At 72.0% G+C, this 24,189-nt stretch carries 18 protein-coding genes; 12 read left to right on the top strand and 6 right to left on the bottom strand.

Features of this window, described 5'->3' with window-relative positions; translation table 11 throughout:
- Positions 1-14 precede the first annotated feature (14 nt).
- Positions 15-1,502 (bottom strand): APC family permease, encoded by a 1,488-nt coding sequence (locus AC6CQV_RS02090; RefSeq protein ID WP_060960431.1) that lies wholly within the window; start codon positions 1,500-1,502, stop codon positions 15-17.
- Between the two features lie 333 nt (positions 1,503-1,835).
- On the opposite strand from AC6CQV_RS02090, the gene AC6CQV_RS02085 reads away from it, so the two are divergent.
- From AC6CQV_RS02085 to AC6CQV_RS02065, 5 genes are all read left to right on the top strand, one after another.
- Positions 1,836-2,834 (top strand): sugar ABC transporter substrate-binding protein, encoded by a 999-nt coding sequence (locus tag AC6CQV_RS02085; protein ID WP_060960430.1) that lies wholly within the window; start codon positions 1,836-1,838, stop codon positions 2,832-2,834.
- 82 nt (positions 2,835-2,916) lie between these two features.
- Positions 2,917-4,377: an ATP-binding cassette domain-containing protein gene (locus tag AC6CQV_RS02080; protein WP_061782037.1), complete on the top strand. Its 1,461-nt coding sequence runs from the start codon at positions 2,917-2,919 to the stop codon at positions 4,375-4,377.
- Between the two features lie 5 nt (positions 4,378-4,382).
- Positions 4,383-5,405 (top strand): ABC transporter permease, encoded by a 1,023-nt coding sequence (locus AC6CQV_RS02075; RefSeq protein WP_082734231.1) that lies wholly within the window; start codon positions 4,383-4,385, stop codon positions 5,403-5,405.
- A 47-nt stretch (positions 5,406-5,452) separates the two neighbouring features.
- On the top strand, positions 5,453-6,046 hold the full coding sequence (locus AC6CQV_RS02070) for a TetR/AcrR family transcriptional regulator (protein WP_061782036.1): 594 nt from the start codon (positions 5,453-5,455) through the stop codon (positions 6,044-6,046).
- A 176-nt stretch (positions 6,047-6,222) separates the two neighbouring features.
- Complete coding sequence (locus AC6CQV_RS02065; protein ID WP_060960427.1) at positions 6,223-7,170, top strand: AraC-like ligand-binding domain-containing protein; 948 nt, start codon at positions 6,223-6,225, stop codon at positions 7,168-7,170.
- Positions 7,171-7,188: 18 nt separating this feature from the next.
- On the opposite strand, the gene AC6CQV_RS02060 is transcribed toward AC6CQV_RS02065, so the two are convergent.
- Both AC6CQV_RS02060 and AC6CQV_RS02055 read right to left on the bottom strand, forming a co-directional pair.
- On the bottom strand, positions 7,189-7,998 hold the full coding sequence (locus tag AC6CQV_RS02060) for an SDR family NAD(P)-dependent oxidoreductase (RefSeq protein ID WP_061782035.1): 810 nt from the start codon (positions 7,996-7,998) through the stop codon (positions 7,189-7,191).
- A 38-nt stretch (positions 7,999-8,036) separates the two neighbouring features.
- The gene (locus AC6CQV_RS02055) at positions 8,037-8,759 is read right to left on the bottom strand and encodes an SDR family NAD(P)-dependent oxidoreductase (protein WP_498260128.1); all 723 of its coding nucleotides are present in this window, start codon (positions 8,757-8,759) and stop codon (positions 8,037-8,039) included.
- Positions 8,760-8,969: 210 nt separating this feature from the next.
- On the opposite strand from AC6CQV_RS02055, the gene AC6CQV_RS02050 reads away from it, so the two are divergent.
- Positions 8,970-9,809, top strand: coding sequence for a molybdenum cofactor biosynthesis F family protein (locus tag AC6CQV_RS02050; RefSeq protein WP_498260127.1), 840 nt, complete (start codon positions 8,970-8,972; stop codon positions 9,807-9,809).
- 1 nt (position 9,810) lies between these two features.
- Positions 9,811-11,454: an amidohydrolase gene (locus AC6CQV_RS02045; RefSeq protein ID WP_498260126.1), complete on the top strand. Its 1,644-nt coding sequence runs from the start codon at positions 9,811-9,813 to the stop codon at positions 11,452-11,454.
- 72 nt (positions 11,455-11,526) lie between these two features.
- Here the strand turns inward: AC6CQV_RS02045 and AC6CQV_RS02040 are convergent, their stop codons facing one another.
- On the bottom strand, positions 11,527-12,969 hold the full coding sequence (locus tag AC6CQV_RS02040) for an aldehyde dehydrogenase family protein (RefSeq protein WP_232783928.1): 1,443 nt from the start codon (positions 12,967-12,969) through the stop codon (positions 11,527-11,529).
- 263 nt (positions 12,970-13,232) lie between these two features.
- On the opposite strand from AC6CQV_RS02040, the gene AC6CQV_RS02035 reads away from it, so the two are divergent.
- Together AC6CQV_RS02035 and AC6CQV_RS02030 are read left to right on the top strand one after the other, a co-directional pair.
- The gene (locus tag AC6CQV_RS02035; protein WP_498260125.1) at positions 13,233-14,897 is read left to right on the top strand and encodes a thiamine pyrophosphate-binding protein; all 1,665 of its coding nucleotides are present in this window, start codon (positions 13,233-13,235) and stop codon (positions 14,895-14,897) included.
- A 246-nt stretch (positions 14,898-15,143) separates the two neighbouring features.
- Positions 15,144-16,907, top strand: a complete 1,764-nt coding sequence (locus AC6CQV_RS02030; RefSeq protein WP_101306778.1) for a Na+/H+ antiporter — start codon at positions 15,144-15,146, stop codon at positions 16,905-16,907.
- Between the two features lie 98 nt (positions 16,908-17,005).
- Here the strand turns inward: AC6CQV_RS02030 and AC6CQV_RS02025 are convergent, their stop codons facing one another.
- Complete coding sequence (locus AC6CQV_RS02025; protein WP_498260124.1) at positions 17,006-18,901, bottom strand: FAD-dependent monooxygenase; 1,896 nt, start codon at positions 18,899-18,901, stop codon at positions 17,006-17,008.
- Between the two features lie 18 nt (positions 18,902-18,919).
- Entirely contained in the window at positions 18,920-20,308 is a 1,389-nt protein-coding gene (locus tag AC6CQV_RS02020) for an MFS transporter (RefSeq protein WP_498260123.1), read from the bottom strand.
- 112 nt (positions 20,309-20,420) lie between these two features.
- Between AC6CQV_RS02020 and AC6CQV_RS02015 the strand changes: the two genes are divergently transcribed.
- From AC6CQV_RS02015 to hpaE, 3 genes are read left to right on the top strand one after another with little or no spacing between them, the layout of a single operon-like run.
- A complete protein-coding gene (locus AC6CQV_RS02015; RefSeq protein ID WP_498260122.1) occupies positions 20,421-21,965 on the top strand; it encodes a fumarylacetoacetate hydrolase family protein in 1,545 nt (514 codons plus the stop codon).
- Positions 21,962-22,630 carry a GntR family transcriptional regulator gene (locus tag AC6CQV_RS02010; RefSeq protein WP_191008990.1) on the top strand — a complete coding sequence of 223 codons (669 nt, stop codon included), beginning with the start codon at positions 21,962-21,964 and terminating at the stop codon, positions 22,628-22,630. Before AC6CQV_RS02015 ends, AC6CQV_RS02010 begins: the two co-directional genes overlap by 4 nt.
- Before the next feature lie 22 nt (positions 22,631-22,652).
- Positions 22,653-24,173: a 5-carboxymethyl-2-hydroxymuconate semialdehyde dehydrogenase gene (gene hpaE, locus AC6CQV_RS02005; protein WP_060960417.1), complete on the top strand. Its 1,521-nt coding sequence runs from the start codon at positions 22,653-22,655 to the stop codon at positions 24,171-24,173.
- The last annotated feature ends 16 nt before the right edge of the window (positions 24,174-24,189 follow it).

Here is a 24,189-nt window from a genome sequence, read left to right as displayed (position 1 = left end):
CCACCGCCCGGCACTCAGAGCTCCGCGAGCTCCTCGAAGTTCTCGAGGTCCGCCGACAGCCCGGCGTACACCTCGGGCTTCTTCGCCTTGAGGTACGCGGCGTAGGCGACGCCACCGACGAGCGCCAGCACGAGCAGCCACGGCATGAGCTGGACGTACAGGGCGTCCGAACCGGCGACGAGGGTGAAGTTCAGCAGCGCCATGATGCTGAAGGTGAACAGGGCGACGAAACCCAGGCCCGGCGCGATGAAGGTGCTCCACAGCCGCGGGTCGCGCTTGCGGCGGAAGTGGACGACGACCGCCAGCGCGGCGATGGCCTGCACGATCATGACCGCGAGGGTGCCGAAGCCGAGTCCGACCGGCACGAGCGTGAGCACGGGCGGCAGCGGGTTGCCGTCCGCGTCGGGCTGGACGACGACCGCGAAGACGGCGGCCACGAGGATCGCGAAGACGAGGTTCACCAGCAGCGCGCGCTGGGGCGCCCCGTTGCGGTTGGTCTGCGCGAGCCAGGCGGGCAGTACCCGCGCCCGCCCCAGGGCGTAGAGGTAGCGCGCCGCCGAGTTGTGGAACGCGAGCTGCGCGGCGAAGAGGCTCACCACCAGCAGGACGAGCGTGATCGCACCGACGACCGGACCCAGGTAGCGGTCGATGAGGACGAGGGTCATGTCGCCGGCGGCGAGGTGGTCGAGGGCGTCCGCCTGCGCCTGGGGGACGCCCACGGCGCTGACGATCGCCCAGCCGACGATCGCGTGCAGGACGCCGATGATCACGATCGCGGCGTAGGTGGCCCGCGGGATCGTCGTGCGCGGCTCGCGCGCCTCCTCACCGAACAGCGCCGTCGCCTCGAAGCCGATGAACGCCGTCGCGACGAGCAGCAGGCCGATCCAGATCGAGCCGCCGACGAGGATCTCGGGGCTGAAGGCCTGGGTGAAGGCGTCCAGGCTGAAACCGGTGTTGACCAGCACCGACACCGCGAAGGCGAGCAGGATCAGGGTCTCCAGGACGAGCGCGACCCCCAGCACGGCCGCGCTGACGTGGATGCCGGCGCGCGCCAGGAGGAAGACCACGACGAACAGCACGACGGCGCACAGGAACCAGTTCAGCTCGATGCCGAACAGCGCCGGCAGCACCACCGCTCCCGTGAAGAAGCCGATCGTGCCGAGGGCCCCCGCGACGAAGAAGTTGTAGCCGAGGGTCGCGATCATCCCCGTCACGAGCCCCGCCGTGCGGCCCAGACCCTTCACGGCGATGGCGTAGAAGCCGCCGGCGTTGACGAGGTCGCGGGTCATCTGGGCGTAGCCCACGGCGAACAGCAGCAGCGCGACCGCGACGATCAGGACGGCGACGGGGATGCCGCCGCCGTTGCCGAAGCCGATCGCGAGCGGCATCACGACGATCGCAACGGTGAGCGGGGCGACGGCGGCGAGCACGAGGAAGACGATCGCGGGCACACCCAGCTGATTCGCCTTCAGCGTGCCGGTGCCGGTGTCGGATGCGGACATGCGGACTCCTGTCGAACGGGTGGACGTGGCCGCCGCGTCTCGGGGAACGCGGCCCGCCACGGGTTGCGAGCGAGTATGACGGACCCGCACCCGCGCCGGGTTGCCGGGCGATGCGGGTGAGTTGACGACGCGCGCACGTCGAACGGCATCCGGCCGGCGCTCTTGCCTGGACGGGCACGTGCGTTGACTTCGGGCGCCCGATGCGGCGCCCCTCGTTGAGCCCGCCCCGTCGGCGGGCGAAAGTGGCCGCACGTTCCCGACGTCGCACGCCCGACCGGGCGGAACGGGCAGACCGATGCCCGACGCGACGCGATCTCCGAGAGGACAGCACTCATGATGAACACCGCGCTGATGAAGGGGCTCGGCCGCACCGCCGCCCTCCTCGCGGCCACCGGCCTCGCCGTGACGATGGCCGGCTGCTCCGCCTCGTCCGACGCCGCGGGAGGCTCCACCGCCGGCGCTTCCCAGGGCGCCATCGCGTGGAGCTTCGCCTCGCAGGACGTGGCGATCTGGGCCTCGCAGCTGGAGCTGATGAAGCCGATGATCGAGGACGCCGGCTACGAGTTCCTGACCGACAACCCGTCCTTCGACGTGCAGACCCAGGTCGGCGACTGGCAGTCGTGGATCACGCGCGGTGACGTCAAGGCGATCGGCGGGTTCCCCGTGGACCCCGCGTCGATGGTGTCCGTCACGAGCGATGCGACGGCCGCCGGCATCCCCGTGGTCAGCTATGCGGTGACCTGGGACGGGGTGACGGCGACGACCGAGATCTCCAACTACGACGCGGGCTTCGCCGTCGGCAAGGCCGCGGGCGAGTGGATCGCGAAGGAGTACGGCTCGACGACCGTGTCGGTGGCCCTCCTCGCCGACACGCAGACGGGCCTCGGGATCGATCAGCTCAAGGGTCTCACCGAGGGCGTGCAGTCCACGAAGGCTTCCGTGAAGCTGTACCCCCTCGAGGCCACCACGCGCGACGTCGGCTACAGCGTCGCCCAGAGCCAGCTCACCGCCGACCCCGACACGAAGGTCTGGCTGGGCATCGGCGCCGACATGGTGCTCGGCGCCCGGCAGGCCCTGCTCGACTCCGGCGTCTCGGCGACGGATGCCGGGTACTACGTGTCGGCGACCGACGCGAACAAGGAGGTGCTCGGGCTCATCGAGAGCGGCACCGACATCTGGCGCACGTCGTTCGCGTGGAAGGCGCAGGACCTCGCCAAGGCGAACGTCGACCTGCTGCTCGCCGCCGCGAAGGGCGAGAAGCCGCAGAACATCGAGGTCGGCGTGACGCAGGTGACGGCCGACAACGTGGCCGACTTCGCCGCGAACGGCTGAGCGCGGGGCGCCGGGACGGGGATCCGCTCCGTCCCGGCGTCCTCTTCCCCCTCCCCCGTCGTATCCCCCTCCGAGGAGACCCATGTCCCGCATCGCCTTCCGCGGCGTCACCGTCGACTTCGGCGCCACCCGCGCCCTCGACGACATCACGGTCGCGATGGATGCCGGGGAGATCGTGGGCCTGCTCGGCCACAACGGCGCCGGCAAGTCGACCGTCATCAACGTCGCGGCCGGCGTCGTGAAGCCGACGGCCGGCCACTACGAGCTGGACGACGAGGTGGTGGCCGCCCCCACGCCCGCCGCCGTCGCGGCCCGCGGCGTCACCGTGGTCAGCCAGGAGCCCGCGCTCGTGGGTACCCTCTCGGTGCTCGACAACCTCTTCCTCGGGCAGAGCCACGTCGCCCACGGGGACCGGCGCGAGCTCGCCCGTGCGGCGCTCGGCCGCGTCGGCCTGGCCGACCTCGACACGGCGACGCTCGTCGGCGTGCTGCCCGTGGGTCAGCGCCAGCTCGTCGACCTCGCCCGCGGACTGGTGCGCGGCGACATGAAGGTGCTGTTCCTCGACGAGCCGACGGCCGCGCTCGGAGCCGCCGAGACGGCGACGCTGCACGCGCTCATCCGTCGCTTCGCGGCGGAGGGGACCACCGTCGTGTACGTCTCGCATCGCCTGCCCGACATCCTCGACGTGTGCACCCGGGTCGTGGTGTTCAATGCCGGGCGGCTCGTGCGCGACGAGCCCGCGGCGACCCTCGGCATCCGCGATCTGGCCGTCGCGCTCGCCCCCGACTTCCACGACCTGGAGGAGCACACGCCCGCCGCGCGCGGGGCGGAGGTGCTGCGGGTCGCCGGGGCCATGGAGCTGTCGTTCCACGAGGGCGAGATCGTCGGGCTGTTCGGCATGGCCGCGGGCGGGCAGTTCGCCGTCCTCGAGAGCGTCTTCGGCTGGCGGCACGACGCGGTGGCGGGAGAGCTGTCGTACACGCTCGACGGCAGGCGGTTCGCGCCCCGGCATCCGGCGGCGGCCATCGCCGCGGGCGTGTTCATGTCCCCCGCCGACCGCGAGTCGGACGGCCTGGTGAAGAACCTCACGGCGCGCGAGAACACCCTGCTGCCGTGGCTGCGCGGCCTGTCGCGCTTCGGCTGGATCGGCGCGCGCACCGGTGAGGCACCGTATCGGGCGGCACGCGAGTCGCTGAAGATGATCGGACCCGGCGGCGGCGCACCGATCGGAGCGTTCTCCGGCGGCAACAAGCAGAAGCACCTGCTCGCGCGGTGGATGTTCCCCCGGACGCCGCGCGTGCTCCTGCTCAACCAACCCACCCAGGGCGTCGACATCGGCGCGAAGAACGACATCGTGCGCGCGCTGCGCGCACTCGCGGCGAGCGGCGTGACCGTCGTGGTCGCGTCATCCGAGTCCGACGAGATCGCCCGCATGTGCGACCGCGCCTACACCATCTATTCCGACCGCGCCGCGGAGATCGCCCACGGCCCACACATGGAGGAGGAGCTGCTGCGCTCGTTGCTCGAGCTCGCCGCAGCGTGACGACTATGCCCCGCATCACCGCCGAGAGAATCCGTCTCCTGCTCGTGCAGAACGGGGTGCTCATCGCCCTCGTCCTGCTGATCGCGCTGTTCGCGATCCTCAATCCGCGCTTCATCTCCGTCGGCAACCTGCAGACCATCGTGCTCCAGATCGCCGAACTCGGCCTGATCGCCCTGCCGGTGGCCTTCCTCATCATGCAGGCGAACGTCGACCTCTCGGTCGGCTCCGTGGCGACCCTGTCGGCCGTCGTGGGCGGGTTGACGATGGTGGGCACCGGCAGCCCGGTGGCCGGCATCGTCGTCGGGGTGGCGGTCGGCGCGTGCGCCGGGCTCGTCAACGGCACCCTGGTCTCCGTGCTCGGGCTGAACTCCTTCGTCGTGACCCTCGGGTTCATGAGCGCGTGGAGCGGGCTCGCACTGTTCCTCACCAACGGCAAGACGGTGAGCGGCCTGCCGTCCTCGTTCACGTCCCTCGGCTCGTTCGCCCCGTTCGGGGTGCGGATCCAGATCATCCTGCTGGTGGCCGCGATCGTGGTGGCCTGGTGGGTGCTCAACCACACGACACGCGGCCGCGAGATCCTGGCCGTCGGCGGCAACCTGCGCGCGTCGCAGCTGATGGGTCTGAGGATCAACCGCATCCGCGTCAGCACCTACGTCGTGACGGGTGCCGTCGCCGGGTTCGTCGGGCTGCTGCTCGCCGCGAAGCTCGGCGCCGTCAGCCCGATCGTCGGACAGGGGATGGAGCTGGACGCACTGACGGTGGTCCTGCTCGGCGGCGTCGCGTTCGAGGGCGGATCCGGGCGCATCCGCAGTGTCCTCTACGGCCTCGCCTTCGTCGGCGTGCTCAAGAACGGGCTCGTCATCCTCGGCATCTCCCCGTACATCCAGACGATCCTCGTCGGCCTGACGCTCGTGATCGCGGTCGGCCTCGACCGGGGGATCCAGCAGGCGGTCGCGCGCTCGATCGCGTCGAGCGCGCGACGCCGCCAGCGCCGCTACCAGCAGGAGCTCAGCCAGACGAGCGCCTAGAGTGGGCACAACGCCGCCCGCCACCGCCCAGATCCGAAGGGGAGACCGTGCCTCGACTCGTCGACCACGAGGCGATGCGCACCGAGATCATCCGCGCGACCTGGCGCCTCATCGCCGAGCGCGGGATCGCCGCCATGACGATGCGCGAGCTCGCGCGTGAGCTCGGGTTCGCCAACGGCAGCATCACGCACTACTTCCCCAACAAGTCGGCGATCCTCACGGCGGCGTTCGAGCTCGTGTACGAGGCCACCAACACGCGCTACCTCGCCGCGATCGCGCAGACCCACGCGACCGGCGTCGCGGCGCTGCGGCAGTTTCTCGTGCAGACCCTGCCGGTCGACGAGGAGCGACTGCTCGAGGCGCGGATCGTCATCCCCTTCCTCGAGCACGCCGCCGCCGACGACGAGATGGCGGAGCTGTTCCGGGCGATGATGACGCAGTGGCGCGCGCACTTCGACGCGCTCCTCGCCGAGGCCGCGGCGTCCGGCGAGCTGCGGCCGGGACTCGATCCCCGCGCCGCCGGCGATGCCCTGCTGGCCCTGCTCACCGGCGTCCAGGGCACCGGGATCCTTCTGCCCGACTCGCGCGAGCCGGCGCGCATGGAGGCCATGCTCGACACCGCCCTGCAGATGCTCCGCTGACGCCCCGTTCGGCACGGCGGGGCGCGGCGGCGACACGGCGGCGCGCGTCACACCGATTTTTCACGGCGCATTGTCACAGCACGGTAACAATCCCGACATTATGGTCCTCCAAGCGTCGGATAAAAAGGATCATGGCAATCACCCGACAGCACCACCGCAACGAGGCGAGGTCATCCATGTCAGCGAGCCCGGCGGCGCCCAGCGCCACACTCCATCGTTTCGACAGCATCGATCGGTTCCGCACCGCCGTGAACGACTCCTTCGTGCCGCTGCGGGTCGAATCGGCCCGCCCCGGCCTGCGCGCCTACATCCGCGGCTGCGCGTCCGACGGCATCCACCTCACCGAGGTGGGCGCCACCGCCCACCGCGTCGAGCGCACCGACGATCTCATCGCCCGCTCGCCGCGCGCCGCCTTCAAGGTGAGCCTCATGCTCTCGGGCACCGGCATCCTCGTGCAGGACGGCCGCCACGCCGTGCTCCGCGAGGGCGACTTCGCCATCTATGACACCAGCCGCCCCTACACGCTGAGCTTCGACGACGACTTCCGCAACCTCGTCCTCATGTTCGGGCACGACGCCGTGAGCCTGCCGCCCGAGGTCATGCGTCAGATCACCGCGACCCGCATCGCGGGAGACGGCGGCATCGGCTCGGTCGTCGCTCCGTTCCTCGCCCGCCTCGGCGGCCGCATGAGCGAGTTCGCCGGGGCGACGGGTGTGCGTCTGGCCCGCTGCGGCGTCGACCTGATCACGACGGCCGTCGTGCGCGAGCTCGGTCTGGACACCACGGCATCCGACCCGCACCGCGCCCTCCTGAACCGCATCCACCTCTACATCGACGAGAACCTCGACTCCCCCGAGCTGTCTCCGGGGACCATCGCCGCGGCGCACTACATCTCCGTGCGACACCTGCACACGCTGTTCCAGGAGTCGGGCACGACGGTGTCCGCCGTCGTGCGACAGCGCCGCCTCGAACGCTGCCGGCGCGACCTGCTCGACCCGATGCTCGCGGAGCGGCCCGTCGCGGCCGTCGGCGCGCGGTGGGGGTTCCCCGACGCGGCCCACTTCAGCCGCGCGTTCAAAGCGGCCTTCGACGTCTCCCCGAACGCCTACCGCCGCGCCAACTGAGCCCGCTACCCGGGGCCGTCACATGCCCGCGTGATCGAACGCGATCGTCGGCACATCCACGATGTGGGCGCCGCCGTCGGCGACGAGCACGGCGCCCGTGAGGAACGACGACTCGGCCGAACCGAGGAACCGCACGACCGCGGCGATCTCCGCGGGCTCCGCCGCCCGCCCCAGCGGGACGTCGCGCGTCACGACGCCGTACGCCTCCTCCCGCGAGGCGAGGCCGGCGTGTGCGGCGAACTCGTCCATCTCGGCATCCGCCATCGGCGTGCGCACCCACCCGGGGCACACCGCGTTGACCCGCACACCGCGGCGCCCGTAGTCGCGCGCCATCGACCGCGTGAGACCGATCAGCGCGTGCTTGCCGACCGTGTAGCCCGCCACCGACGGACCCGCGAACAGCCCCGCGATCGAGGAGACCACCACGATCTGCCCGCGACTGTCGAGGAGCGCGGGAAGGGCGGCGCGCGCCATGACGAACGCCGTGTCGAGGTTCGCCCGCAGCGCGTCGTGCCACGCGACGTCTCCGGTGTCGAGGACCGTGGAGAAGCCGTGGCCTCCGGCGTTGGCCACGAGCACGTCGATCCGCCCGAACCGGGCCAGGGTCTCGGCGACCGCCGCTGCCGCCGCGTCCGCGTCGGCGGCGTCCGCGACGACCGCGACGGCTCCCGTGGCGGCGGCGACCGCGGCGAGCGGCTCGGGGCGACGGCCGACGACCACGACGTGCGCGCCGTCGTCGGCGTAGCGGCGTGCGATCGCGGCGCCGATGCCGGTGCCGCCGCCGGTGATGACGACCACCGGGGTGGGGGGCTGCTCGTGCTCGGTCATGACGGTGTCCTTTCGGGCGGGCCGGACGCGCCGGCGACTCAGGCGGGGAAGGCCGATCGGGCGCTGAACCCGAAGTCGGAGACGATGCCGGTGCCGGCGATGGCCCGCGCCGCCGGCGAGAGGAGGTAGACGATCGTCCCCGCGAGCTCGTCGGCGCTCTGCACGGGATACGCGACATCGGCGAAACCGGTCGCGAGGTCGAGATCGCCCCGACTCATCGGGGTGTCCACGATCGACGGGCAGACGGCGGCGACGCGGATGCCGTCCGGCTGCAGTTCCACCGCGACGGCGCGCGCCAGCTGCAGCACGGCCGCTTTCGAGGCGCCGTAGGGGACCATGCCGCCCGTGGCGACGAAAGCCGAGTCGCTCGCGACGATCACGACCGCCGCCTGCGCGGACGCTGCGAGCCACGGCAGGGCGCTGCGCAGCGTGAGGAAGGTGCCCGTGACGTTGACCGCCATGACCGCGTCCCAGTCGGCGAGGGAGGTGCGCCCCAGCGGCGTGCCGACGGGGCCGGAGATCCCTGCGGCGCACACGAGCAGATCGATGCCGCCGAGCCGCGCCGCGGCGGTGTCGACGGCCGCCGCGACCGCAGCCTCGTCGCGGATGTCGGCGACGACCGACAGGCGACCGGGCACGGCGACGCGATCGATCACGGCGACGACCGCGCCCTCGGCCTCGAGGGTGCGGACCACGGCCGCACCGATCCCACCGGCCCCGCCGGAGACGACGGCGCGAAGCCCTCCGATGTGCAGATCCACGACGCCCTCCCCCGGCGATCCGTTGCCGCCACTGGCATCCTGCCGGAGCGCGCGGCGGGCGAGCGGGGCTCTGCACGCAGGACACACCGCCGCGCACTCGCCGTCAACCATCCCGCCCGCACACGCCGCACAATCGCAGAGACGGCGCGCGACGCCCCGTCGGGCCGGGCCGACCCCTGCCCGCCGCGACCACCGAGAGGACCTCGCCCGATGAGCGAAACGATCAACCTGTCCGACACGTCGACCTGGCTCCCCCTGGACGGCCTCGCCCCCGGGTTCGACGCGGGCAAGGCCGAGCCGACCTCCGACCTCGCGGGCCGCACGTTCACGATCGTGGACGAGCGCGGCACCCGCATCCGCCACACCTTCGGCGAGGGCACCGTGTCGTGGGACTACCGGCCCGGGGACGGCGACGAGACGGCGCCGTCGGCGCAGACCGACGCGTGCGAGGTGATCCGCGTCGACGAGGACCTCTACTACGCGCAGTTCCACCACACCCACCTCCCCGAGGAGGCGGTCTCGCTCTTCCTCGACCTCCGCTCGGGTCGGGCCCTGTCGGTCATCTCCCTGCTGGGGACGGCGGCGACCGGCACGACGGCCGTGCGCCACCTGTTCGCCCCGGGCACGATCGTCGAGGTGGACACCGTCGGCGACGCCCCCGCCCCGACCAGCGAGCTGATCGGCCGCCGCGTCCTCTGGGTGTACTCCAGCGTGCACGCGTACGAGCACGTCTACCTGTCGCCGCACTGGTACACCTGGCAGTGCCTCGCCGGCCCCGAGCAGGGCCTCGCCGACACCGACGAGAACACCGTGTGGCGGCTGCGTCCCGGCATCTACGTCTTCACGTGGCGCGAGAAGGTCATCCCCTGCGGGTCGGTCACCGTCGCCGACCACCGCGATGCGAAGGCGCTGCGCGCCCACGGCGTGCTCTTCGGCACCGACGAGTCGGGCGCGGGACAGACCCACTTCACCTTCGGTGCCCACGGACGCCTGCTGTCCAACACCGTGCACCCCGCCGAATACGACCCTTCGCGTCCGCTGGAGCGCTGAGGTGAGCGCCGAACTCATCCTGACCGGAGCGACCGTCCGCACCGCCGACGCCGAGCGCCCCCGCGCCGAGGCCGTGGCCGTCGCGGGCGGCCGCATCCTGGCGGTCGGATCGGCCGCCGAGATCGAGGCCCATCGCGGTCCCGACACGCACGTGCGGGACCTCGCGGGGGCGGCGCTCTACCCCGGATTCATCGACGTGCACAACCACCACGCGATCGCCGGCATCACCGACCTGTTCGAGCTGTCGTTCGGCTCCGCGCTCGGCCTCGACGAGATCCTGGCACTCGTCCGCGAGCGCGCCCGCACCCTGCCCGCCGGGGCGTGGATCACGGGCGGCTCATGGGCCAGCACGCTCATGGACGAGCTGTCGTCGTCGGCCACGCGCGCGCGTCTCGACGAGGCGTCGGACGGGCATCCCGTCATGCTCTCCGACGACAGCCGACACAACCGCTGGGCCAACACCCGCGCCCTGGAGCTGGCGGGCATCGACGCCGTGCACCTGCCCGACGGCGGCGTGACGGTGCTCGACCCCGGCGACGGGCATCCCACCGGGGTGCTCCTGGAGGCGGCGGGCATCCCCGTCGCGCAGGCCCACGCGCGCGACGGGGCGCTCACCGCGGCGCAGCACCGGAGCGCGTCGCGCCGTGGGATCGAGCTGCTCGCGAGCTACGGCATCACGGCCTTCCAGGACGCGGCCGTCTCGCTGGAGATCCTCGAGGCGCTGCGCTCCCTGGACGAGGCGGGCGAGCTGGATGCCTGGGTGGTGTCGAGCCTGACGATCAACGACGACATCTTCGGGTTCGATCCCGTGGGACGGGCACTGATCGACGCCGGCGAGCGCTTCCGCACGCGGCACCATCGCCCCGACTTCGTGAAGATCTTCCTCGACGGCGTGCCGCCCGCGCGCACCGCCTGCTTCCTCCATCCGTACCTGCCCGACACCGAGCACGGCGACGGCTTCACCGGCACCACGACGATGACCGGCGACGAGCTGTACGGATGGCTGCGACTGGTCGCCGACCGCGGCCTCGGCGCGAAGGTCCACTGCACCGGCGACGGCTCGGCGCGGCTGTTCCTCGACACCGTCGCGCGGCTGCGGGCCGAGGGTTTCACCGACACCCGATTCCAGATCGCGCACGGCCAGTACCTCGCCGACGACGACATCGGCCGGATGGCGTCGCTGCGGGTCGTCGCCGACATCTCCCCGTTCATCTGGTTCCCCGGGGTCATCCCGCAGGCGCTCGCGGCGGTGCTCGGCGAGGATCGCGCCGCGCAGCTGCAGCCCAACCGCGCCCTGCTGGATGCCGGGGCGCTTGTCGCCGGCGGCTCCGATTGGCCCGTCAGCGAGTCGCCGAACCCGCTCGAGGGCATGCAGGGCCTCGTCACCCGCGCCGACCCGCTGCGCCGCGCGCCCGGCGTCCTCTGGCCGGAGCAGGCGATCACCCCCGACGAGGCGCTCGAGGCCTTCACGATCAGCGCCGCGCGGGCGATGGGGATCGACCACGAGACCGGCAGCCTCACGCCCGGCAAGTCGGCGGACTTCGTCATCCTCGACCGCGACGCCGTCGGCGGCGACCCCGACGCCATGATCGACGCCCGGGTCGTGGAGACCTGGTTCGCCGGTCGGCGCGTCTTCGCGGCCTGAGCGACGTCGGCTCCCGGGGCGCACACGAAGAAGGGGCGGATGCCGCGGCATCCGCCCCTTCCTCGTGCGCGGTCAGGAGCTGCGGCCGGGGGTGCTCACGACCTGCGGCACGGCGACCGACTTCAGGCCCTCGACGCCGAACTCGAGGCCGTAGCCGGAGGCCTTCACGCCGCCGAACGGGACCATCGGGTGCAGCCCGCCGTGCGAGTTGACCCAGACGGTGCCCGACTGCATGCGCGTCGCGTAGGAGGCGGCCTCGGCCGGGTCGCTCGACCACACCGACGCGCCCAGTCCCACCTCGGCCGCGTTGGCGCGCGCGAAGGCGTCGTCGATGTCGCTGTAACGGATGACGGGGAGCACGGGACCGAACTGCTCCTCGTCGACGAGCGCGATGCCGTCGGTCACATCGGCGACGATCGTCGGGCGGTAGAACAGCTCGCCGAGCTCGGGGGCCGCCTCACCGCCGGTGACGACCCGGCCGCCGTGGGCGCGGGCGTCGTCGACGAGCTGGGCGACCAGGTCGAACTGGGCCTTGTTCTGCACCGGGCCGAGGACGTTGCGCTCGTCGAGGCCGGGGCCCATGGGTGTGCGCGCCGCGATCTCGGCGAGCGCGTCGACGACCTCGTCGTAGACGGAGTCGTGCACGTACAGCCGTTTCATCGCGGCGCACGTCTGACCCGTGTTGATGAACGCGCCCCAGAAGAGGTCGTCGGCGATCGCGCTGACGTCGGTGTCCGGCAGCACGATGCCGGCGTCGTTGCCGCCGAGTTCGAGCGTCAGGCGCGCGAAGTTGCCCGCCGAGCTCTCGATGATCTGGCGCCCGACCTCCGTCGAGCCGGTGAACATCACCTTCGCGACGTCGGGGTGGGCGGCCAGGCGCCCGCCCACCGCGCCGGGGCCCGACACGGCGATGAGCACGTCGGCGGGGAGCACCTCGTTCATCACCGAGACCAGCGCGAGCACGCTGAGCGGCGTGTTGCTGCTGGGCTTGATGACGACCGTGTTGCCCATCCGCAGCGACGGGCCGATCTGCCAGATCGAGATCATCATCGGCCAGTTCCAGGGGCTGATCGCACCGACGACGCCGGCCGCCTTGTAGACCAGCTCGGCGTGCAGGTTCGCGTCGTCGACGAGCACCTGGGGCTCCAGGACGGTGGCCGCGTTCGTGCGCAGCCAGGCGGAGCACGCCCCCACCTCGAACCGCGCGTTCGGACCGTTGAGCGGCTTGCCCTGCTCGCGCGAGAGGAGCCGCGCGAGCGCTTCCGCGTTGGCGTCGATCGCGTCGGCGGCGGCGTTCAGCAGGGCGGAGCGCTCCGCGTGGCCGAGGGCGTCCCACGCGGGCTGGGCGGCCTTGGCACGTGCGACCGCCGCGTCGAGCTCCTCCTCCGACTGGACGGGGGCGCGCCCGATGACCTCACGGGTGGCGGCGTCGAGGATCTCGCGCCCCTCCCCTTCGGGAGCCTGGACGCGCGCGAGCAGCGCGGCCTCGTCGAGCATGGTCGGTGAGTCGGACATCGATGTCTCCTTCGTGGATCCGAGCGCGGCGGTGCGGCGCGATGACTCTCATTGTCGGCGGCGGCGCCCCGCGCGGATTGTCGCCGGGTGCGCGGGGGTTGCCCGTGCGAGAGGGGATCGGCGACGCGGTCCCGGGCCGTACTCCCCGGCATCCCCGCCCCTATAATCGACACGTCCGGACGCGACGCGGCATCCGGTGCTCGAAAAAGGGGCACGCGAGACACATACGGCATCCATTCACCGTCCCGTCTCCCGGAGGACCCATGCCCACCGTGTCCGCGCACGTCGCCCAGACCCTCGCCGCCCACATCGACCACGTCTTCGGGGTGATGGGAAACGGCAACGCCCACGTCCTCGACGCGCTGGAGCGCTCCACCGACGTGCACTACACGGCGGTCCGCCACGAGGCGGGCGGCGTCGTCGCCGCCGACGCCTATCACCGCGCGAGCGGGCGGCTCGCCGCCGCGACCGCCACCTACGGCGCCGGCTTCACCAACACGCTCACGGCTCTCGCGGAGTCCGTGCAGGCGCACGTGCCGCTCGTGCTGGTCGTCGGCGACGAGCCCACCTCGGGGCCGCGGCCCTGGGGCGTCGACCAGATCGCGCTCGCGTCGGCCGTCGGCGCCCGCACGTACACGGTGGGTCGCACGGATGCCGCGGCCACCACCGTCATCGCGATCGAGCACGCCTTGACCTATCGGGTGCCGACCGTGCTCGCGATCCCCTACGACGTCGCGAAGCTCGACGCGGGACCGGTGCCCGCGGCGCCCCAGCCGGTGCTCCGCGCCCCTCTCGCGCCTTCGCCGTTCGCCCGCGCGGCCATCGCCGACCTGGGCCGGGCCCTGGCCGCCGCCGAGCGTCCCGTCCTCCTCGCCGGTCGCGGCGCATGGATCGCGGGTGCGGGCGCGGCCCTCGGCCGCCTCGCGGACGCGACCGGCGCCGTCACGGCGACCACGGCCCTCGGGCGAGGCATCTTCCCGCGCGGCGAGTTCGACCTGGGCGTCACGGGCGGGTTCGGCGCCGAAGGAGCGATGGAGCTCCTCTCCACCGCGGACGTCGCCGTCGTCTTCGGCGCGGGACTCAACCAGTTCACGATGCGCTTCGGCGCGCTGTTCGCGCCCGGCACGCGCGTCGTCCAGGTCGACATCGCCCCCGCGGCGACGCATCCGCACGTCGGCGGGTACATCCGCGCCGACGCGCGGCTGGTCGCCGAGGCGCTGTGCGCGGAGCTCGACGCCCTCGGCCGGACGCCGAGCGGCTGGCGCGAGAGCATCGATCTCGCGGCCCTGCGGGGGCGCGAGGACGGCGACCGCCTCGCTCCCGACGGACGCCTCGACCCGCGCGCCGTCGCCGCGCGCATCGGCGAGCTGCTGGAGAGCGCGCCGTCGACGCGCGACCGGGTCGTCGTCACCGACGGCGGCCACTTCCTCGGGTGGCCCAACATGTACTGGCCCGTGGCATCCCCCGACCGGATGATGATGGTCGGCACGGCGTATCAGTCGATCGGGCTCGGCTTCCCCTCGGTGCCGGGCGCCGCGATGGCGAAGCCGGATGCCACCGTCGTGCTGTGCACGGGAGACGGCGGCGGGCTGATGGCGCTCGCCGACCTCGAATCCGCCGTGCGCGTCGCCGCGGGCCGCGGGCTGGCCGTCGTGTGGAACGACGCCGCCTACGGCGCCGAGGTCAACCTCTACGGCCTGCAGGGGCTGGCGCGCGGACCGATGCTCATCCCCGAGGTGGACTTCGCCGGCCTCGCCGCCGCGGTCGGAGCCCGCGGCGTCGTCGTGCGCACGCTCGACGATCTGGACGTGCTCGGGGAATGGGCCGCGGCCCCGGCATCCGACCGGCCGTTCCTGCTGCTGGACTGCCGCATCTCCGGCGCGGTCATCGCCCCCTACCAGCAGGAGATCATCCGCGTGAACTCCTGACCCCGCCGCTGGGCTCCCATTCTGTCGGCGCGTGCCGTACTCCGTCTGCGCACGCACCAGCCGCGACCGCGAGCGCGGAATCCCGCGGCCGACCCGAGCCGAGCCCGGCGTCGAGACTGAATGCGGAAGGGACGGGGCGAGGACGCGGGCGGGAATGCCGGGGCCTGTCGGAACGCTGTGTCTGTGGCGCACACTGGGGTTCGACGGGAAAGCCGTCGGCGAACGCGCGCGCGGAAACGGGGTGCCATGGAAGGCCTGGAAGTCACGGTCCTGCTGGGGCTCGCGGTGCTGGCGGGGACGATCCTCGCGCCGCGGCTGCGCGTGGCGACACCGCTGGTGCTGCTCGTCATCGGGCTGCTGCTCGGCTTCGTCCCGGCGCTGCGGCAGATCGAGCTGCCGCCCGAGACCGTCCTGCTGCTGTTCCTTCCGGTCATGCTGTTCTGGGAGAGCCTGACGACATCGCTGCGCGGCGTGCGCCGGTCGCTGCGGTACATCATCCCGATGAGCACGCTGCTGGTGGTCGCCTCGGCGTTCGCCGTCGCCTGGGTCGCGACGATGTTCGGCCTGCCCTGGCCCGCCGCGATGATCCTCGGCGCGGCGGTGGCCCCGCCCGACGCGACCGCCGTCGCGGCCCTCGGACGCCTGCTGCCGCAGCGCACGTTCATGAAGCTCAAGGCCGAGAGCCTGACCAACGACGGCACGGCCCTCGTGCTCTACGCGATCGCGATCTCGGTCGCCCTCGGCGACACCGTCACCGGCTGGTCGATCACCGCGACGGTGCTGATGTCGTATCTGGGCGGCGCGGCGGCGGGCATCGCGGTGGCGGCGCTCGCCTACGTGTCGCTGCGGCGGATGCGCAACGCCCTGTCGATCAACGTCACCCTGCTGCTGGTCCCGTTCACGGCCTTCCTGCTCGCCGAGCTCGTCAACGCCTCGGGGGTGCTCGCCGTCGTCTTCGCAGGCCTCATCATCGCCTGGGCCTCCCCGCGCATCACGACGGCGGCCTCGCGCCGCACGGCGACGGCGGCGTGGCCGTTCGGGGTGTATCTGCTCAACGGGGCGCTCTTCGTGCTGATCGGGCTCGAGGTGCAGCTCGTCCTCCACGAGATCTCCCCCGGCGAGCTGTGGGGGCTCGTCCTGCTCACGATCGCCGCGTGGGCGGCGCTGCTGGTGGTCCGATACGTCTTCCAGCTGCTGGTCTCCCCGTTCTCGCGACCGCGAACGCCCGGTCTGTCCGCCCGGACCGGCCCGGGCTCGCTCAACCGCGCCCGCATCGTCAGCACCGTCGCGGGCTTCCGCGGCGCCGTCTCACTCGCGATCGCGCTGTCCGTCCCCCTCACGACGTCGGCCGGCGACCCCCTCACCGGGCGGGATGCCGTCGTGTTCGTGACCGCCGGGGTGATCGTGCTGAGCCTGCTCGTGCAGGGTCCGCTGCTGCCCGCGGTCGTGCGGTGGGCGCAGCTGCCGAGCGACGAGTGGGCGGCCGACGAGCTGGAGCTCGCCCAGCGCACGATCACGGGTGCCGCCATCGCGGCCCTCGACGACATCGCCGCCGAGCACGGCATCAGCGACGAGGTCCGCGAACGCGCGCGCCGCGACGGCTACGACATGCTCGAGCTGGCCAACGCCCGTGCCTTCGCCCGGGCGCAGGCCGCCTCGGATGCCGATCAGATCGCCCAGCTCGAGGGTATGGTCGCCGCCCCGTCGGCTCCCGACACGGGCGCGCAGGCCGTCGTGGATGCCGCGGCATCCCCCGCCGAGGCGGCCTCGGAGAGCGTGACGGCCCTGACGATGCTGGCCGCGTCGACGGGGATCGATCTCACGCAGCGCTCGCCGCTGACCCGGTTCGAGGAGATGACCCGGCTCAAGCTCGCGCTGCTCGACCGCAAGCGGGAGGTGCTGCTGCGCCTGCGTCGCGAGGGAACGGTGGACGACCTGCTCGCCCGGCGGCTCGAGGCCCACCTCGATGCGGAGGAGCTGCGCCTGAGCGGTTTCGACGACCTCGACTGACGGGCCGGGAGAGCGCCCCCGGCCGTTGAGCCAGCACAGCGAGTCGAGACGCCCCACGCCCGCCGACACCACCGGCCCCACCGACCCCACGGGGCCGGTCACGCCACGGGCAGCATCCACTCCGCGAAGAACGATGCCAGCTCGTCCGTCGCTTCCAGGGGCAGGACGGCCGCGACGTACTGGTCGGGGCGCACGACGACCAGCACACCGTCCCGCGACAGTCCACGCGCGTCGAAGATGTCCACGTCGTTCCAGCGGTTCGGTGCTGCGGCGAACACCTTCTCCCAGTCGGTGAGGGCGAGGGCACCGGATCGGGGCCGGAAGATCGCGGGGGCCCGGGTGACGTCGATCTCCTCGAACCCCTCCTGATAGATCACCTTGGCGTCGAAGATCGCGTCGACGTCGCTCCCGTGCGGGGTGTAGCGGCGCACGGGCGAGTCCGGCGCCTCGGCCAGCCACCGCGCGAAGCCGGCGACGGCGGAGTCGGCCCGCGTGCCGGCGGCGTCGGCGAAGGCGTACAGGCGCCAGCGGCCGTCGGCCTTCGCGTGATGACCGAGGTGCACCACGTTGCCGTCCGCCGCGAGCGTCACGGGTGCGCTCTTGAACCGCTTGCCGACGGGGAAGCCCGTCGCGAGGTGCTGGTACGCGTCGCTCGCCACGACGCCCGCACCGACGGTGTAGGTCGTCATGAATCCGGACGGGAACTCGGCCGTCGCCAGGTAGTAGGTCGCGAGGTCGGTGGGGTCGGAGATCTCCTCCGGCTTCCTCGCCATCAACGACGACCACTCCTTGTCGAAGTCGATGAGCTGCTGCGCGACCGGACGCCGTTCGGCGCCGTACGTCGACAGCAGGGATGCCGGGCTCAGCCCGGTGAGCACCGAGCCGAGCTTCCAGCCGAGGTTGAACCCGTCCTGCATCGACACGTTCATGCCCTGTCCGGCCTTGGCGCTGTGGGTGTGGCAGGCATCCCCGGTGAGGAAGACCCGCGGGTCGCGGCCGCCGTCGAGCACGTCGTCGAAGCCGTCGGTGACCCGGTGGCCCACCTCGTACACGCTGTGCCAGGCCACGCTCTTCACATCGAGCGTGTACGGATGGAGGATCTCGCCTGCGCGCCGGATGATCTCCTCGATCGGCGTCTGGCGCACCCGGTGGTCGTCGTCCGCGGCGACCGCGCCGAGATCCACGTAGACGCGGCTGAGATAGCCGCCCTCGCGCGGGATGTGGAGGATGTTGCCCGCTTCGGCGTTGATCGCGCACTTGATGCGCCAGTCGGGGAAGTCGGTCTCGACCAGCACGTCCATGACGCCCCAGGCGTGCTGCGAGATGTCGCCGACGTGCACGCGCCCGATCGCCGCCCGCACGCCGCTGCGCGCCCCGTCGCATCCGACGACGTATCTGGCGCGCACGACCCGCTCGTCTCCCGCGTCCGGCCCGGCCACGACCCGCAGCCCCACCTCGACGGGATACTCCCCCGTGTCGTGGACGGTGAGCCCGGTGAACTCGATGCCGTAGTCGGGGACGATCCGCCCGGGCCCGTGGGCCGCCGCCTCGGCGAAGTAGTCGAGCACGCGCGCCTGGTTGACGATGAGGTGCGGGAACTCGCTGATGTCGTACGCGTAGTCGGCGGTGCGCGAACGGCGCACGATGGTGCGCGGGTTCTCGGGGTCGGGCCCCCAGAAGTTCATCCAGCCGATGTTGTAGGCCTCGGCGATGATGCGTTCGGCGAAGCCGAACGCCTGGAACGTCTCGACGCTGCGCGGCTGGATGCCGTCGGCCTGACCGAGCGGCAGGCGTCCGCTGCGCCGCTCCACGATGCGGGTGACGACATCGGGGTACTGCGACAGCTGCGCGGCCAGCAGCATCCCTGCCGGACCCGAGCCCACGATGAGCACGTCGATCTCGTCGGGCAGCGCGGCGGGACGGTCGAGGCCCGTGCCGGCGGCGGGGAGCACCCGCGGATCCTCCGAGACGTACCCGTGGTGATGGAACTGCATCGTCGTCGCCTTTCCGGCTCACGCCTTCGACATGCCGTAGAGGGGACTCACGGCTTGCTCCGCCTCGTGGTCGGGACCGAGCGGGATGCCGCTGCGGTCGCGCAGCAGCAGGGTCGCGACGAGGCCCAGCACCGTCATGCCGGCGAGGTACCAGGTCACGCCCGTGGTCGACCCCGTCGCCTGGACGATCGCCTGAGCGATCGTGGGTGCGAACGCCCCGCCGAGGATGGCCCCGATCGCGTAGGAGATGGAGACTCCCGAGAAGCGGATGGATGCCGGGAACAGCTCGGCGTACAGCGCGGCCTGCGGGCCGTAGGTGAACCCGAGGCCGACGGTGAGGATCACCAGACCGACGGTCAGCGTCACGATCGATCCCGTGTCGACGAGCGGGAACAGGAGGAACACGCCGATCAGCTGCAGCACCCAGCCGATCAGGTAGGTGGTGCGGCGCCCGATGCGGTCGGAGATCCAGCCGGACAGGAACGTGAACAGCAGCCAGGTGATCGCCGACAGGGTGACGGCGCCCAGCACGTCGGCCGTCGCGAGGCCGATCGGCCCCTTGGGGTCGGTGGCGTAGCGCTGGATGTAGCCGCCGGTGGTCATGTAGCCGACGGCGTTGTTGCCGGCGAAGACGAGCGCGGCGATGATCACGAGGAGCGCGTGACGACGGAACAGCTGCACGATCGGCATCCGGGTCTCCTCCTTGCGCTCGGCGAGCTCGGTGAACACGGGGCTCTCCTCGACGCGGCGGCGCACGTAGGAGCCGATGACGATCAGGACGAACGACAGCAGGAACGGCACCCGCCACCCCCACTGCAGGAAGGCCTCCCCCGGCGCGATGAGCGCCATCAGGGCGAGCATGCCCGACGCGAGGAGCAGGCCGAGGGGAACGCCCATCTGCGGCGAGGCGCCGAAGACCCCGCGGCGCGTCTTGGGCGCGTGCTCGACGGCCATGAGCACGGCGCCGCCCCACTCGCCGCCGGCCGAGATGCCCTGGAGGATGCGCAGGAGGACGAGGAGGATCGGCGCGGCCATGCCGATCGCGGCATACGTGGGCAGCAACCCCACGAGCGTCGTCGCGATGCCCATCAGGACGAGCGTCACCATGAGGACGAGGCGGCGGCCGTACTTGTCGCCGAAGTGGCCGGCGAGGAAGGCTCCGAAGGGCCGGAACAGGAAGCTGATGCCCACCGTGATGAACGAGAGCACCTGGGCGAAGCCCTCGCCGGCGGGCGCGAAGAACAGCTGGCCGAAGACGAGGCCGGCCGCCGAGGCGTAGATGAAGAAGTCGTACCACTCGACCGTCGTGCCCACGATGGTGGCGAACACCACGCGGCGGCGATCGGTGTGGGCGGCGATCGTGCCGGTCGGGGTGAACCCGCCGGCCTGGCTCGGGGATGCGCTCATCGGTGTGTGACTCCCGTGTCGTGTGACGTCTCTGTCGTGCGGAGAAGCGATGCTTGCTCCGGTGCGAACGATCATATACGATTTCGGATACGACGCAAGGGCGAGGGAGCTCATGACCATCGACCACCCCACGGTGACTGACAACGACACGGCGGATGCCGTCGACACCCGTTTCGCCGCGCTGCCGAGCCGGCCGGGGAAGATCGTCGCCGTCCACCTCAGCTACGAGTCGCGAGCCGCCCAGCGCGGCCGCCGACCCGCCGCCCCCTCCTACTTCTTCAAGGCGTCCAGCTCCGTCGCCGCCTCGGGCGGTGTCGTGGAACGCCCCGCCGGCACCGAGCTGCTGGCGTTCGAGGGCGAGATCGCGCTCGTCATCGGCGCCGCCGCCCGACGTGTGGGCGTGGACGACGCCTGGCGGCACGTCGGCTGGGTCACCGCGGCCAACGACCTCGGCCTCTACGACCTGCGCGCCAACGACAAGGGCTCCAACGTCCGCTCCAAGGGCGGCGACGGGTTCACGCCCATCGGGCCGACGCTGCTGCCCGCCGCCGACCTCGACCCCACCGCCCTCCGCGTGCGCACCTGGGTGGACGGCCGGCTGCGGCAGGAGGGCACCACCGACGACCTCCTCTTCCCGCTCGCGCAGCTCGTCGCCGACCTCTCGCAGCACTTCACGCTGGAGCCCGGCGACATCATCCTGACGGGCACACCGGCCGGCTCCTCCGTCGTCGTCCCCGGCGAGGTCGTCGAGGTCGAAGTCGACGTGCCGGCGACCGGCGCGAGCACCGGGCGCCTGATCACCACGGTGGTCGACGGTCCCGACATCCCGTTCGACGAGACGCTCGGATCGCTGCCGGCCGTCGACGATCTGCAGCGCGAGGAGGCCTGGGGCTCCCGGGAGGCCGCCGGCCTCGCGGGTGACGGCGTGTCGGCTCAGGGTTCCGCCGGGCCGGAGGGCCGCGTCGGAGGGCCGCTGAGCCCGGAACTGCGCGACAAGCTCCTGCGCACCCCGGTGGCCGCACTGTCGCAGCAGCTGCGCAAGCGCGGACTCGACAACGTCACGATCGACGGCGTGCGCCCGCTGCACCCCGCGAGCAAGCTCGTCGGCACCGCGAAGACGCTGCGGTTCGTCCCGGGCCGCGAAGACCTCTTCGCCAGTCACGGCGGCGGCTACAACGCGCAGAAACGCGCCTTCGACGCCGTCGCGGACGGCGAGGTCATCGTGATCGAGGCCCGCGGCGAGGCGGGGTCGGGAACACTCGGCGACGTCCTCGCCATCCGCGCCCACGCCCGCGGCGCCGCCGGCATCGTCACGGACGGCGGCGTGCGCGACATCGCCGCCGTGGCGGACGTGGGCATCCCGGTCTACACCGCCGGCGGGCACCCTGCCGTGCTCGGCCGCAAGCACGTGCCCTGGGACGTGGACGTCACGATCGCCTGCGGCGGCACGACCGTGCAGCCCGGCGACATCCTCGTCGGCGATGCCGACGGCGTCATCGTCATCCCTCCGGCACGGGCTCAGGAGATCGCGGACGCGGCGCTCGTCCAGGAGGAGGAGGACGCGTGGATCGCCGCCCGGGTCGCCGAAGGCCATCCCGTGGAGGGCCTGTTCCCGATGAACGCGCACTGGCGCGCCATCTACGAGGAGTCGCGATGACCACGGTCGCCACCGGCAGCAAGTCGGAGATCGCCTACGACTGGATCCGCGAGCGCATCCACCGCCACGAGTACGGGCCCGGCTACCGCCTGGTGCTCGGCGCCATCGCCGCGGAGCTGGAGATGAGCGTGGTGCCGGTGCGCGAGGCGATCCGCCGCCTCGAGGCGGAACACCTGGTCACGTTCGAGAAGAACGTCGGCGCGCGGGTGTCGGTGGTCGACGAGGAGGCCTACGTCCACACGATGCAGACGCTGAGCCTCGTCGAGGGCTACGCGACGCGCCTCGCCGCGCCGTTCGTGACGGCGGACGACCTCGCCGCGGCATCCGAGATCAACGCACGCATGCACCGGCTGCTCGACGACTTCGACGCGCACACGTACACCCAGCTCAACCAGCGCTTCCACGCCGTGCTGTTCGACCGCTGCCCCAACCCGCACATCCTCGACCTCGTCGATCGCGGCTGGTCGCGCCTGGCGGGTCTTCGCGACACCTCCTTCGCGCTCATCCCGGGGCGCCCGCGCCACTCCGTGGAGGAGCACGATCGCATCCTCGACCTCATCCGCGGCCAGGCCGACCCGGACGAGCTGGAGATGTTCACCCGCACCCACCGCCTGCGCACGCTCGACGCGTTCCTGCAGGCCCGACACGACACCCCCGGGCGTTGACCCGCCATCGATCGGAGAGACCATGACCGACACGACGACTCCGGCCCTGGACACGCGGCATGTACCCGCCGACCTGCCCGACCGCATCCGCCACTACATCGACGGACGCTTCGTGGACGCGGTCGACGGCGACACGTTCGAGGTGCTCGAGCCGGTCAGCAACGAGGTCTACGTGCGGGCCGCGGCCGGCAAGAAGGCCGACATCGACCTCGCCGTCGCCGCAGCGCGACGCGCCTTCACCGAGGGCCCGTGGCCGCGGATGCTGCCGCGCGAGCGCTCCCGCATCCTGCACCGCATCGCGGACATCGTCGAGTCGCGCGACGCCCGTCTCGCCGAGCTCGAATCCTTCGACTCGGGCCTTCCCATCACCCAGGCCCTCGGTCAGGCACGGCGGGCCGCGGAGAACTTCCGCTTCTTCGCGGACCTCATCGTCGCCCAGTCCGACGACACCTTCAAGGTGCCGGGCCGGCAGATCAACTACGTCAACCGCAAGCCGATCGGCGTGGCGGGACTGATCACGCCCTGGAACACCCCGTTCATGCTCGAGTCGTGGAAGCTCGGCCCCGCCCTGGCGACCGGCAACACCGTCGTGCTCAAGCCCGCGGAGTTCACGCCGCTGTCGGCATCCCTCTGGGCGGGGATCTTCGAGGAGGCGGGCCTGCCGCAGGGCGTCTTCAACCTCGTCAACGGCCTCGGCGAAGACGCGGGCGATGCCCTCGTGAAGCACCCCGACGTGCCCCTCATCTCCTTCACGGGCGAGAGCCGCACGGGCCAGATCATCTTCGGCAACGCGGCGCCGTTCCTGAAGGGCCTGTCGATGGAGCTCGGTGGCAAGAGCCCGGCGATCGTCTTCGCCGACGCCGACCTGGATGCCGCGATCGACGCGACCATCTTCGGCGTGTTCTCCCTCAACGGCGAGCGCTGCACGGCCGGCAGCCGCATCCTCGTCCAGCGGGGCGTCTACGACGAGTTCGTGGAGCGCTACGCGGCGCAGGCGTCGCGCGTGAAGGTCGGCTACCCGCACGACCCGGCGACCGAGGTCGGCGCGCTCGTGCACCCCGAGCACTTCGCGAAGGTGATGGGCTACGTCGAGATCGGCAAGACCGAGGGGCGCCTGGTCGCCGGAGGCGGACGGCCCGAGGGCTTCGCGTTCGGCAACTTCGTCGCCCCGACGGTGTTCGCCGACGTCGCCCCCGACGCCCGCATCTTCCAAGAGGAGATCTTCGGTCCGGTCGTCGCGATCACGCCGTTCGACACCGACGAGGAGGCCCTCGCGCTCGCCAACGACACGCGCTACGGGCTCGCCGCCTACGTCTGGACCAACGACCTCAGACGCGCGCACAACTTCGCCCAGGCGGTGGAGGCCGGCATGGTCTGGCTCAACTCGAACAACGTCCGCGACCTGCGCACCCCGTTCGGCGGGGTGAAGGCGTCGGGCCTCGGCCACGAGGGCGGCTACCGCTCCATCGACTTCTACACCGACCAGCAGGCCGTGCACATCACGCTCGGCGCGGTCCACAACCCGACATTCGGCAAGAACTGACCCACCCCTCATCACG

Source organism: Microbacterium sp. EG9, from assembly GCF_059759475.1.
This window is presented reverse-complemented; position numbering and strand designations above follow the sequence as displayed.